Origin of the sequence: Pseudonocardia sp. TRM90224, assembly GCF_021245725.1 — a bacterium.
In the GTDB taxonomy this organism is placed as follows: domain Bacteria; phylum Actinomycetota; class Actinomycetes; order Mycobacteriales; family Pseudonocardiaceae; genus Pseudonocardia.
Genome location: NZ_JAJGSX010000041.1, coordinates 1 through 11,510, shown reverse-complemented (window position 1 = coordinate 11,510; position 11,510 = coordinate 1). Strand labels below are relative to the sequence as shown.

Genomic DNA, 11,510 nt, shown 5'->3' with positions numbered 1-11,510 from the left:
TCAGGGGATCAGCAGAACCTTGCCCGTCGTGCGCCTGCCCTGCAGGTCCTCGTGTGCTGTGCGGGCCTCCGCAAGCGGGTAGGTGCGCCCGATCCGGACATTCAGCCGGCCCGCGACCACCTCGCCGTAGACGGCCGCGGCCCGCTCGACGAGCGCCTCCCGCGTGGCGATGTGGTGGAACAGCGTCGGACGGGTGAGGAACAGCGAGCCGCCCCGGTTGAGCACCTGCGGGTCGAGCGGCGGCACCGGACCGCTGGACGCGCCGAACAGCACGAGCATGCCGCGCATGCGCAGGCTGGCGAGGCTGGCGTCGAACGTGGTGCGCCCGACGCTGTCGTACACGGCCGCGACGCCCTCGCCACCGTTCAGCTTCTTGACCTCGGCCGCGAGGTCGTCCACCTCGGTGTAGCGGATCACCTCGGCGGCGCCCGCGCCGCGCGCGAGCTCCTCCTTCTCCGCCGTGGAGACCGTGCCGATCACGCGCGCGCCCTTCGCGGTGGCGAGCTGCGTGAGCAGCAGCCCGGCACCGCCCGCCGCGGCGTGCACGAGGACCGTGTCGCCCGGCTGGACGGGATAGGTGTCGTTGACGAGGAAGTGCGCCGTCATGCCCTGCAGCAGCGCACCGACCGCGACCTCGTCGGAGATGGCATCGGGAACCGCGACCGCACGCGCCGCCGGCACCACCGTGAGCTGCGCGTAGCTGCCGAGCGCCTCGGCCCACGCCACCCGGTCGCCCACCGCGAAATCGCTGACCCCGGCCCCGAGCGCCCGCACCCGCCCGACACCCTCCATGCCCGGCACGTACGGCAGCTGCATCGGGTAGGTGCCGTCGCGCTGGTAGGTGTCGATGTAGTTGACCCCGGCTGCGGCGACCTCGACGAGCAACTGCCCCTCGCCCGGCTCCGGATCGTCCACCTGGGACGGAACGAGCACATCGGGCCCACCGGTGACAGAAACCTGAACAGCAAGCATGACCCGATCATGCCCCTGGGCTCTGTGCGGCCGCGAGCGGGTGATGCTCGGGGAAGGTCAGGAAAGCCACTTTCATGCAACCACGTTGCATGAAAGTGGCTTTCCTGACGCCCCGTGGCGGGGGGTGGCTGTTGTTCGGTCCGGCCAGGCCGGGATCGGACGACCAGGCCCTGGGGGCGCGCCGGCATGCGTGTGATCCGCACGCGAGGGCAGGAAAGTCCGCCATGGCCCTCCGGGTCGCCACGAGGGATGAGAATCCGTGCCGGGTGCGGCTCCGGGTACGCGACCGCAGACCGGGGTGGGTGCCCGAACAGGGCGCGCGACCCGCGGCCAGGGGCGGGGCTGTGGTGGCCGGCCGGGGTGTGTGCGTTGCGCACGCGAGGGCAGGAAAGCCACTTTCCGGTCCTCACAGGGCAGGAAAGTGGCTTTCCTGCCCTCCACGAGCGACCCACCTCCCGGCGCCTCGGGGTGCGTAGCGCACACCCTGCGTCCGCCACTGCCCGGCGACGCTTGCCGGCCGTCTTGTCGGGTGGCTCAGCGGAGCTTGACGGTGCGGGTTGCCAGGGCCGTTGCCGTCGCTGTCCAGGCCACCAGGACCAGCACCGGGCCCCAGCCCGGGGCGTGGCCGTCGGCCAGCGCGCCGCGCAGTCCCTCGGCCAGCGCGCCGGACGGGAGGGCGCTCGCGACGGCGGCGAGGGGGCCGGGGAGCTGGGCGATGGGGAGCGCGATGCCGCCGGCGAGGAGCAGGACGAACCAGACCAGGTTGGCGACGGCGAGGGTGATCTCCGCCCGCAGCGACCCGCCGAGCAGGATCCCGAGCGAGCCGAACGCGGCGCAGCCGAGCAGTACGAGCAGCACCGCCCAGCCGATCCCGGCGCCGGCCGGCTGCCAGCCGAGCAGGGCGGCGAGGGCGCACAGCAGCACCACCTGGATCACGACGACGCCCAGCAGTGCCGCGAGCCGGCCCGCCACCAGCAGCCACCGCGGCAGCGCCGTTGCGGCGAGTCTGCGGATCACGCCGTAGCGCCGGTCGAAGCCGAACGAGATCGCCTGGCTCGTGAACGCCGTCGACATCACCGCGAGCGCCAGCACCCCCGGCGTCACCGCCGCCACCCGCGGTTCCGGCAGCGGCACGACGTCGAGCAGGCTCAGCCCGACCAGCAACGCGACGGGGATCAGCAGCGTGAGCAGCACCTGCTCGCCGTTGCGCAGCGCGAGCCGCAGCTCCGTCAGCGCCTGCGCGCGCAGCATGCGCAGCGGCGCGCCCGGGCCGGGCCGTGGGGTGAAGGTGCCGGTCTCGAACCGCGGCTCGACGGTCACGGGCGCAGCTCCCGCCCGGTCAGCTCCAGGAACACGTCCTCCAGGCTGCGCCGCGCCACCTGCACGTCGTCGGCGAGCGCGCCCTGGCCCGCGCACCACGCGGTGATCGTGGAGAGGATCCCTGGGTCGATGCGGCCCTGCACCAGGTAGCGGCCGGCCTTCGTCTCGGCCGCCCGGTACTCGGCCGGCAGCGCCGCGGTGAGCCCGGCGAGGTCCATGCCCGGCTTCGCCCGGAACCGCAGCTCCTGGTGGGTGCTGCAGGCGGTCAGCGCGGCCGGGCTGCCCTGCGCGACGACCTTGCCGTGGTCGACGATCACGACCTCGTCCGCCAGCGCCTCCGCTTCCTCCATGAGGTGCGTGGTGAGCAGGACGGCGACGCCGTCGCGGCGCATCGCGTCGATGAGGTCCCACACCAGCCGCCGGCCCTGCGGGTCCATCCCGGCGGTCGGCTCGTCGAGGAACACCAGCTCGGGCCGGCCGACGATCGCGCAGGCGAGCGCGAGGCGCTGCTGCTGGCCGCCGGAGAGCCGCTTGAACGGCGTGCGTGCGCAGCTCTCGAGGCCGAGCACCCCGATCAACCAGCCGACGTCGAGCGGGTGCGCCGAGCAGGCCGCGACGACCCGCAGCATCTCGGCCGCGTGCACCCCGGGATAGGCGCCGCCGCCCTGCGGCATCACGCCGATCCGGGCGCGCAGCGCGTCGGGCGCACCGGCCGGGTCGACGCCCAGCACGCGCACCTCACCGGCGTCGGCGGTGAGAAAGCCCTCGCACACCTCGACGGTGGTCGTCTTGCCGGCACCGTTCGGCCCGAGCAGCGCCAGGACGCTGCCCGCGGAGAGGGCGAGGTCGAGCCCGTCGACGGCCGTGGTGCGGCCATAGCGCTTGACGAGGCCGCGCACGTGCACGGCAGGTGGCGGCGGGCTCACGGGCCGGATTCTATGGGCGCCGGCCACCGGGCCTGGGCTACGGGGCAATGGAGTGCGGTCCCCGCCCGGGCAGCGAGTCGATGTCGTAGCCGGTCTGGCCGGTGATCAGCCGGCGCTGCACCAGCAGGACGATCGCCAGCATGATCAACCCGGCGAGGATGGCCATCGGCAGCTGGTACACGCGGAAGTTGAAGTCGGCTCCGGTGGGCGGCACGAGCAGCGCCAGCACGGCCGAGGCCGCGAGCACCCAGCGCCGGTATCGCGGCAGGCCCTGCGTCGCGGCCAGCGGCACCACCGACCAGAGCAGGTACCAGGGGTGCACGATCGGGCCGAGCAGCACGACGGCGGTGAGCCCGCCCGCCATGCCGGTGACGACGTCGAGCTTGCCGCGCAGCGTCGCGAAGAGCAGAACGACGACGAGCGAGGCGCCGATCGCGAGCCCGAGCGTGCGGGTGACGCCCAGCACGGCCTCGGTGTGCTCGCCCAGTCCGAGCAGCACGCCGAGCTGGCCCGCGAAGATGCCGGAGTTGGTGGAGATCGACATCCAGCTGTTGATCAGTTGTGGGATGTTGAGCGTGGTCGTCCACCCGAACCCGGTGCCGGTGGCGAACCCGAGCCCGGTGAAGATCCCGCCGGCGATGATGCCGAGCGTCACGGCGGCGATCGCGACGTCCTTGATCTTCGCGCCGCGCCGGCGCGCCCACTCGATGCCGAGGAAGCCCAGCGCCACCAGCGCGGGCGCCTTGACGGCCGCGCCGGCGACGATCAGCAACGCACCGATCATGAACCACTTGTCGAACAGCCGCCGCCCGCTGCGCAGCCCCAGCTCCATGCCGGTGAGGGTGAGCCCGAGCATCAGCGCCTCGTTGTGGATGCCGCTGACCAGGTGGAACAGCACGAGCGGGTTGGCGACGCCCAGCCACATGGCCAGCCCGGTGTCCAGGCCGCAGCGGCGGGCGAGCTTCGGCAGCGCCCAGATGATGAGCGCGAGCCCGGCCAGCGCGAGGATCCGGTGCAGGAAGACGCCCAGCACGACGTCGTTGCCGGAGAGCGCGGTGATGCCGCGCCCCAGGATGAGGAACAGTGGCCCGTACGGGGCGCCGGTGTCGCGCCAGATGTTCGGGATCGAGCGGACGAGCGGGTCGTCCACCCCGAACGCCTCCGCCGGCCCGAGCGTGTACGGGTCGAGGCCGCGCGCGAGCGTCGCGCTCTGCGCGATGTAGCTGTAGACGTCGCGCGAGAACATGGGCGGCGCGGCAGCCAGCGGGATCGCCCACAGGACGGCGGTGCGGGTGAGCTGCCTCGGTGTGGGCGCCGGCTCCTTCGCGCCGTACCAGCGCAGCATCTTGCCGATCCACAGCCACGCCAGCACCACGAGGAAGAGCCCGGTGTAGGCCAGCGCGATCGAGATCGTGGCGTTGCGCGCCGGCAGTCCGAGCAGCCGCATGCCGAAAAGCGGGTTGGGGACGGGCAGCGCGCCGGAGCCGAGCGCGCCGATCGCCATCAGGAGGCTGCCGGTGAGCCCGAGCCGCCTGGCCACCCGGCTGGGGTCGCGCGGCGGTGGCACGTCGAGCGTCGACGGGCTCTTGCCGTCGAGCGTGGATGCCACCATGCCCGCAGCGTAGCGAGGCCCTTCCGGGCGACGGCGACCCGTGGTCGTCGGGCCGGTCCGCGTACCGTTTTGCCTACTTGCACGCCCTTTCCGGCGTGCAAGTAGGCAAAACGGTGGGTGACTCGGCGGAGTGTGACGGACGCTACGTCGGCCCACACGGTGCAGATGACCACCCCCCGTTGCCCGCTCAGGGCATATAAGCAACACTGGTGTTGTGAAAACAGGAGAGCCGTCCGTCGAGGTGCACTCGACCGGTGACGGCCGCACGCGGGAGGCGGTGGCGCGCCTGCTCATGGAGCAGGGGCCGGTCACCGCCGCCGCCGTCGCGGCCGCGCTGCGGCTCTCCGCCCCCGCTGTCCGCCGCCACCTCGACGCGCTGATCGCCGACGGTGAGGCGGAGGTGCGGCAGGCGTCGCGCCGCGGCCCGCGCGGCCGCGGCCGCCCGGCCCGCCAGTACCTGCTCACCGACGCCGGCCGGGCGCGCTTCGGCCACGGCTACGACGAGCTGGCCGTCGCGGCGCTGCACTACCTCGCCGAGCACGGCGGCGACGACGCGCTCGACGCGTTCGCCCGCAGCCGCGTCGAGCAGCTGCTCGGCCCGTCGGCGGCGCAGGTCGCCGCGGCCGGGACGCCCGACGAGCGGGCCGGCGAGCTGGCGAAGGTGCTCACCGCGCGGGGTTACGCGGCGCAGGCGCGGGAGGCCGGCACCGGCGTGCAGCTGTGCCAGCACCACTGCCCGGTCGCCCACGTCGCGGCCGCGTTCCCGGTGCTGTGCGAAGCTGAGACCAAGGCGTTCGCAGAGCTGCTCGGCACCCACGTGCAGCGGCTCGCGACCATCGCGCGTGGCGACTCCGCGTGCACCACACACGTTCCGCTGGACCTTCCCGAGGCCCGGCGGCACTCCGTCACCACCACAACGATCCCGACAGGGAGGCAGTCCGAATGACGACCACTCCTGAGGCGCTCACCCAGGAGGAGACGCTCGCGACGCTCGGCCGGTACGACTTCGGCTGGGCCGATCCGGACGCCGCCGGTGCCAGTGCACGTCGCGGCCTTTCCGCTGACGTCGTCGCCGACATCTCCGCTTTGAAGAACGAGCCCCAGTGGATGCTCGACTTCCGGCTGAAGGCACTCGACCTGTTCGAGAAGAAGCCCATGCCGCGCTGGGGCGCGGACCTGTCGGGCATCGACTTCGACAACATCAAGTACTTCGTGCGCTCCACCGAGAAGCAGGCCGCCAGCTGGGAGGACCTGCCGGAGGACATCAAGAACACCTACGACCGGCTGGGCATCCCGGAGGCCGAGAAGCAGCGGCTGGTCGCGGGCGTCGCGGCGCAGTACGAGTCGGAGGTCGTCTACCACCAGATCCGTGAGGACCTCGAGGAGCAGGGTGTCATCTTCCTCGACACCGACACGGGCCTGCGTGAGCACCCGGAGCTGTTCAAGGAGTACTTCGGCTCGGTCATCCCGAGCGGCGACAACAAGTTCTCCGCGCTGAACTCGGCGGTCTGGTCGGGTGGGTCGTTCATCTACGTGCCCAAGGGCGTGAAGGTCGACATCCCGCTGCAGGCCTACTTCCGGATCAACACCGAGAACATGGGCCAGTTCGAGCGCACGCTGATCATCGTCGACGAGGGTGCCTACGTGCACTACGTCGAGGGCTGCACGGCGCCGATCTACAAGTCCGACTCGCTGCACTCGGCCGTCGTCGAGATCATCGTGAAGAAGGGCGGCCGCTGCCGCTACACGACGATCCAGAACTGGTCGAACAACGTCTACAACCTGGTCACCAAGCGGGCCAAGGCCGAAGAGGGCGCGACCATGGAATGGGTCGACGGCAACCTCGGCTCCAAGGTCACGATGAAGTACCCGGCCGTCTGGCTGATGGGCGAGCACGCCAAGGGTGAGGTGCTCTCGATCGCGTTCGCCGGCGAGGGGCAGCACCAGGACGCCGGGGCGAAGATGGTGCACCTGGCGCCGCACACGTCCTCGACGATCATCTCGAAGTCGGTCGCCCGAGGCGGGGGCCGCACGTCCTACCGCGGGCTCGTGCAGGTCAACCCGCGCGCGCACCACAGCCGCTCGACGGTGAAGTGCGATGCGCTGCTGGTCGACACGATCAGCCGCTCCGACACCTACCCCTACGTGGACGTCCGCAACGACGAGGTGTCGATGGGCCACGAGGCCACCGTCTCGAAGGTGAGCGGCGACCAGCTGTTCTACCTGATGAGCCGCGGGCTGACCGAGGACGAGGCCATGGCGATGGTCGTGCGCGGGTTCGTCGAACCCATCGCGCGCGAGCTGCCCATGGAGTACGCGCTGGAGCTGAACAGGCTCATCGAGCTGCAGATGGAGGGTTCGGTCGGATGACCGAAGTTGCTGGGTTGGCCCCTGAACTCGAGGGCGCCAAGAAGGGCCAGGGCGAGAGCCCGATCGCGTCGGCGAGCGAGCGATTCACGTCCTACGACGTCGAGGCGTTCGAGGTGCCGGGCGGCCGCGAGGAGAACTGGCGGTTCACCCCGCTGCGCAGGCTCCGCGGGCTGCACGACGGCACCGCGGCGTTCGACGGCACCGCGACGATCGCCGTGAGCGAGGCGGCGTCGGGGGTGCGGGTCGAGACGGTCGCGACGGACGACCCGCGGATCGGCCAGGGCGGTGTCCCGGCCGACCGGGTCGCCGCGGCCGCGTGGTCGGCGAGCAAGGACGCCACCGTCGTCACGCTCGACGGCGCGCCGGAGCCGGTCACGATCACCGTCACCGGTCCCGGTGAGGGCGCGACGGCGGCGGGCCACCTGCAGCTGCGCACCGCGCCGCACGCCGCCGCCACCGTCGTGGTCGAGTACCGCGGCTCGGGAGCGCTCGCCGACAACGTCGAGGTCGTGCTCGGTGACGGCTCGCGGCTCACGCTGGTCGTCACCACCGAATGGGCCGACGACGCCGTGCACGTCGGCGCGCAGCACATCTCGGTCGGGCGCGACGCCACGCTGCGCGCCACCGCGGTGGCGCTCGGCGGCGACCTCGTGCGGATCAGCCCGACGGTCAACTACCGCGGCCCCGGCGGCGACGCCGAGCTCGCGGGCCTCGGGTTCGCCGATGCCGGCCAGCACCTCGAACAGCGGCTGCTGGTGGACCACTCGGTGCCGAACTGCACGTCGAACGTTCTCTACAAGAACGCGCTGCAGAGCGCGAAGGGCGCCACCGCGCACACCGTCTGGATCGGCGACGTGCTGATCAGGGCGGCCGCGGAGAACACGCAGACGTTCGAGCTGAACCGCAACCTCGTGCTGACCGAGCACGCGCGGGCCGACTCGGTGCCGAACCTGGAGATCGAGACCGGCGAGATCGCCGGCGCCGGCCACGCCAGCGCGACCGGCCGCTTCGACGACGAGCAGCTGTTCTACCTGCAGAGCCGCGGCATCCCGGAGGACGTCGCGCGCCGCCTGGTCGTGCGCGGCTTCTTCGGCGAGATCCTCTCCCGCATCACCCTTCCCGAGCTGCGCGAACGCCTGGAAGCGGCGATCGAGGCCGAGCTCGCCGTCACCGGCGCCTGACCCACCACCCCATACGGAGCACTGACTACATGTCCACCCTGGAGATCAAGGACCTGCACGTCTCGGTCGCGACCGACGACGGTGCCAAGGAGATCCTGAAGGGCGTCGACCTCACCGTCCGCGCCGGCGAGACGCACGCGATCATGGGCCCGAACGGGTCCGGCAAGTCCACGCTCGCGTATGCCGTCGCCGGGCACCCGAAGTACGAGATCACCTCGGGTTCGGTCGCGCTCGACGGCGAGGACGTCCTCGAGATGACCGTCGACGAGCGCGCCCGTGCCGGCCTCTTCCTCGCCATGCAGTACCCGGTCGAGGTGCCCGGCGTGTCCACCGCCAACTTCCTGCGGTCCGCGGCCACCGCGGTCCGCGGCGAGGCCCCCAAGCTGCGCACCTGGGTCAAGGAGGTCAAGGAGGCGATGTCCGATCTGGACATCGACCCCGCCTTCGCCGAGCGCAACGTCAACGAGGGCTTCTCCGGCGGTGAGAAGAAGCGCCACGAGGTGCTGCAGCTCGCGCTGCTCAAGCCGAAGATCGCCGTGCTCGACGAGACCGACTCCGGCCTCGACGTCGACGCGCTGCGCGTAGTCAGCGAGGGCGTCAACCGCTTCCGCGCCTCCGGCGACGTCGGCGTGCTGCTGATCACGCACTACACGCGGATCCTGCAGCACATCACCCCCGACGTCGTGCACGTCTTCGCCGGTGGGCGGATCGTCGAGTCCGGCGGCCCCGAGCTCGCGCACGAGCTGGAGAAGAGCGGCTACGTGCGGTTCACCGGGGCAGCGGTCTGATGACCGCACTCGTCGAGGCACCGGACGTCACCGCGATCCGCGGCGACTTCCCGATCCTGTCGCGCACCGTGCGCGGCGGGCGCCCGCTGGTCTACCTCGACTCGGGCGCCACCTCGCAGCGCCCCCGCCAGGTGCTCGACGCCGAGCGCAGCTTCCTCGAGCAGCACAACGCGGCCGTGCACCGCGGCGCGCACCAGCTGGCCGAGGAGGCCACCGACGCCTACGAGTCTGCGCGGGCGCGGATCGCCGCGTTCGTCGGCGCCGACCCGGGTGAGGTCGTGTTCGTCAAGAACGCCACCGAGGGCGTCAACCTCGTGGCGTACGCGATGAGCAACGCCGGCGTCCGGACCGGGCTCGGCCCCGAGTCGGAGCGGTTCGCGCTCGGGCCCGGCGACGAGATCGTGATCACCGAGCTGGAGCACCACGCCAACCTCGTGCCGTGGCAGGAGCTGTGCCGGCGCACCGGCGCCACCCTGCGCTGGTACTCGGTGACGCCCGACGGCCGGGTCGACCTCGACTCGATCGAGCTGTCCGAGCGGACGAAGCTGGTCGCGTTCGCGCACCAGTCGAACGTGCTCGGCACCGTGCTGCCGGTCGCGGAGCTGGTGCGCAGGGCGAAGGCGGTCGGCGCGCTCACGCTGCTCGACGCCTGCCAGTCGGTGCCGCACATGCCCGTGCACTTCGGGAACCTGGGCGTCGACTTCGCCGTGTTCTCCGGCCACAAGATGCTCGGCCCGTCCGGCGTCGGCGTGCTGTACGGGCGCGCCGAGCTGCTCGACGCGATGCCGCCCTTCCTCACGGGCGGCTCGATGATCGAGCTGGTCCGGCTGGAGGGCTCGACGTACGCGCCGCCGCCGCAGCGGTTCGAGGCGGGCGTGCCCATGACGTCGCAGGCGGTCGGTCTCGGCGCGGCCGTCGACTACCTCACCGGCATCGGCATGGACGTCGTCCACGCGCAGGAGGCGCGGCTCACCGAGGCGACCCTCGCGGGCCTCGCCGGGATCCCGGGCGTGCGGGTCGTCGGACCGACGACGATGGTCGACCGCGGGGGAGCGGTGGCGTTCGTGGTCGAGGGCGTGCACGCGCACGACGTCGGCCAGGTGCTCGACGACCGCGGTGTGGCCGTGCGGGTGGGACACCATTGCGCATGGCCGTTGCACCGCAAGTTCGGGGTGGCCGCCACCGCGCGCGCGTCCTTCCACGTGTACAACACGCTCGACGAAGTCGAAGCATTGGTCGAGGGCGTGCGGGCGGCCCGAGAGTTCTTCGGGGTGAGCTAGTGCAGCTGGAACAGATGTACCAGGAGATCATCCTGGACCACTACCGATCGCCGCACGGCGCCGGACTGCGGGAGCCGTTCGACGCCGAGTCGTTCCAGATCAACCCGACCTGCGGCGACGAGATCACCCTGCGGGTGAAGCTCGACGGCGATACGGTCTCGGATGTCTCGTACGAGACGCTCGGCTGCTCGATCAGCCAGGCGTCCGCGTCGGTGCTGACCGATCTCGTGGTGGGGCGCAGCGTCGAGGAATCGATGCGGGTGCTCACGGCGTTCCAGGAGATGGCGCAGGGCCGCGGCCAGGTCGAGCCCGACGAGGACGTGCTCGGTGATGGCGTCGCGTTCGCCGGCGTCGCCAGGTACCCGGCGCGCGTGAAGTGCGCGCTGCTCGGGTGGATGGCGTTCAAGGACGCGGTCGTGCGGGCACCTGCTGCCGACGAGAAGGAGCACATCGATGGCTGACACCGAAACCTCCGAGGACGTCGTGCGCGGCGCGGCCGGGATGCCGGAGCCGCCGACGGCGGCGCCTGCGAGCGACGTCTCCGTCGACGACCTCGAAGAGGCGATGCGCGACGTCGTCGACCCCGAGCTGGGCATCAACGTCGTCGACCTGGGCCTGGTGTACGGGATCGCCGCCGAGGGCGGGGTCGCGACGATCGACATGACGCTGACCTCCGCCGCCTGCCCCCTCACCGACGTGATCGAGGAGCAGGCCCGCGCGGCGCTCACCGGTGGTTCCGACGGCGGGCTGGTGAACGACATCAAGATCAACTGGGTCTGGATGCCGCCGTGGGGGCCGGAGAAGATCACCGAGGACGGCCGCGAGCAGCTCCGGGCGCTGGGCTTCCGCGTCTAGCATCTCGCCCCACCGTCCCCGGGGACGTCAGGAAAGCCACTTTCATGCAACCACGTTGCATGAAAGTGGCTGTCAGGTGAATCGCCGCATGCCCTGGGTCGACGTTGCACACCGTCGACACACGTTGCACATGGCCGGCCATGTGCAACGCACACCCACGGTATGCAACGTCGACCCCACCCGGTCCCACGACGAGCGGTCGGCCA

Annotated in this window: 11 protein-coding genes; 7 read left to right on the top strand and 4 right to left on the bottom strand. The window is 71.7% G+C overall.

The window, feature by feature from the left end; translation table 11 throughout:
* The 4 genes from LL648_RS35615 to mptB all read right to left on the bottom strand — a co-directional run bounded on the left by LL648_RS35615 (position 1) and on the right by mptB (position 4,830).
* Complete coding sequence (locus LL648_RS35615) at positions 1–972, bottom strand: quinone oxidoreductase family protein (RefSeq protein WP_232667236.1); 972 nt, start codon at positions 970–972, stop codon at positions 1–3.
* A 534-nt stretch (positions 973–1,506) separates the two neighbouring features.
* A complete protein-coding gene (locus LL648_RS35610) occupies positions 1,507–2,223 on the bottom strand; it encodes an ABC transporter permease (protein WP_232667284.1) in 717 nt (238 codons plus the stop codon).
* A 65-nt stretch (positions 2,224–2,288) separates the two neighbouring features.
* The gene (locus LL648_RS35605) at positions 2,289–3,218 is read right to left on the bottom strand and encodes an ABC transporter ATP-binding protein (protein ID WP_232667235.1); all 930 of its coding nucleotides are present in this window, start codon (positions 3,216–3,218) and stop codon (positions 2,289–2,291) included.
* A 37-nt stretch (positions 3,219–3,255) separates the two neighbouring features.
* Entirely contained in the window at positions 3,256–4,830 is a 1,575-nt protein-coding gene (gene mptB, locus LL648_RS35600; RefSeq protein ID WP_232667234.1) for a polyprenol phosphomannose-dependent alpha 1,6 mannosyltransferase MptB, read from the bottom strand.
* A gap of 292 nt (positions 4,831–5,122) precedes the next feature.
* On the opposite strand from mptB, the gene LL648_RS35595 reads away from it, so the two are divergent.
* Genes LL648_RS35595 through LL648_RS35565 form a run of 7 tightly spaced genes read left to right on the top strand, consistent with a single transcriptional unit; the run spans position 5,123 to position 11,304 of the window.
* A complete protein-coding gene (locus LL648_RS35595; RefSeq protein ID WP_232667283.1) occupies positions 5,123–5,776 on the top strand; it encodes a helix-turn-helix transcriptional regulator in 654 nt (217 codons plus the stop codon).
* Positions 5,773–7,200 (top strand): Fe-S cluster assembly protein SufB, encoded by a 1,428-nt coding sequence (gene sufB, locus LL648_RS35590; RefSeq protein WP_232667233.1) that lies wholly within the window; start codon positions 5,773–5,775, stop codon positions 7,198–7,200. The genes LL648_RS35595 and sufB overlap by 4 nt, the downstream gene beginning before the upstream one ends.
* The gene (gene sufD, locus LL648_RS35585) at positions 7,197–8,381 is read left to right on the top strand and encodes a Fe-S cluster assembly protein SufD (protein WP_232667232.1); all 1,185 of its coding nucleotides are present in this window, start codon (positions 7,197–7,199) and stop codon (positions 8,379–8,381) included. Before sufB ends, sufD begins: the two co-directional genes overlap by 4 nt.
* A 29-nt stretch (positions 8,382–8,410) precedes the next feature.
* Positions 8,411–9,169, top strand: coding sequence for a Fe-S cluster assembly ATPase SufC (gene sufC / locus LL648_RS35580; protein ID WP_232667231.1), 759 nt, complete (start codon positions 8,411–8,413; stop codon positions 9,167–9,169).
* A complete protein-coding gene (locus LL648_RS35575) occupies positions 9,169–10,449 on the top strand; it encodes a cysteine desulfurase (protein ID WP_232667230.1) in 1,281 nt (426 codons plus the stop codon). Before sufC ends, LL648_RS35575 begins: the two co-directional genes overlap by 1 nt.
* Positions 10,449–10,910 carry a Fe-S cluster assembly sulfur transfer protein SufU gene (gene sufU, locus LL648_RS35570; RefSeq protein WP_232667229.1) on the top strand — a complete coding sequence of 154 codons (462 nt, stop codon included), beginning with the start codon at positions 10,449–10,451 and terminating at the stop codon, positions 10,908–10,910. Before LL648_RS35575 ends, sufU begins: the two co-directional genes overlap by 1 nt.
* Positions 10,903–11,304 carry a metal-sulfur cluster assembly factor gene (locus LL648_RS35565; protein WP_232667228.1) on the top strand — a complete coding sequence of 134 codons (402 nt, stop codon included), beginning with the start codon at positions 10,903–10,905 and terminating at the stop codon, positions 11,302–11,304. The genes sufU and LL648_RS35565 overlap by 8 nt, the downstream gene beginning before the upstream one ends.
* The last annotated feature ends 206 nt before the right edge of the window (positions 11,305–11,510 follow it).

Coding starts and splice junctions, on each gene's coding strand:
- LL648_RS35615 (WP_232667236.1), bottom strand. CDS start 972: ATGCTTGCTGTTCAGGTTTCTGTCACCGGTGGGCCCGATGTGCTCGTT.
- LL648_RS35610 (WP_232667284.1), bottom strand. CDS start 2,223: ATGCTGCGCGCGCAGGCGCTGACGGAGCTGCGGCTCGCGCTGCGCAAC.
- mptB (WP_232667234.1), bottom strand. CDS start 4,830: ATGGTGGCATCCACGCTCGACGGCAAGAGCCCGTCGACGCTCGACGTG.
- LL648_RS35595 (WP_232667283.1), top strand. CDS start 5,123: ATGGAGCAGGGGCCGGTCACCGCCGCCGCCGTCGCGGCCGCGCTGCGG.
- sufB (WP_232667233.1), top strand. CDS start 5,773: ATGACGACCACTCCTGAGGCGCTCACCCAGGAGGAGACGCTCGCGACG.
- sufD (WP_232667232.1), top strand. CDS start 7,197: ATGACCGAAGTTGCTGGGTTGGCCCCTGAACTCGAGGGCGCCAAGAAG.
- sufC (WP_232667231.1), top strand. CDS start 8,411: ATGTCCACCCTGGAGATCAAGGACCTGCACGTCTCGGTCGCGACCGAC.
- LL648_RS35575 (WP_232667230.1), top strand. CDS start 9,169: ATGACCGCACTCGTCGAGGCACCGGACGTCACCGCGATCCGCGGCGAC.
- LL648_RS35565 (WP_232667228.1), top strand. CDS start 10,903: ATGGCTGACACCGAAACCTCCGAGGACGTCGTGCGCGGCGCGGCCGGG.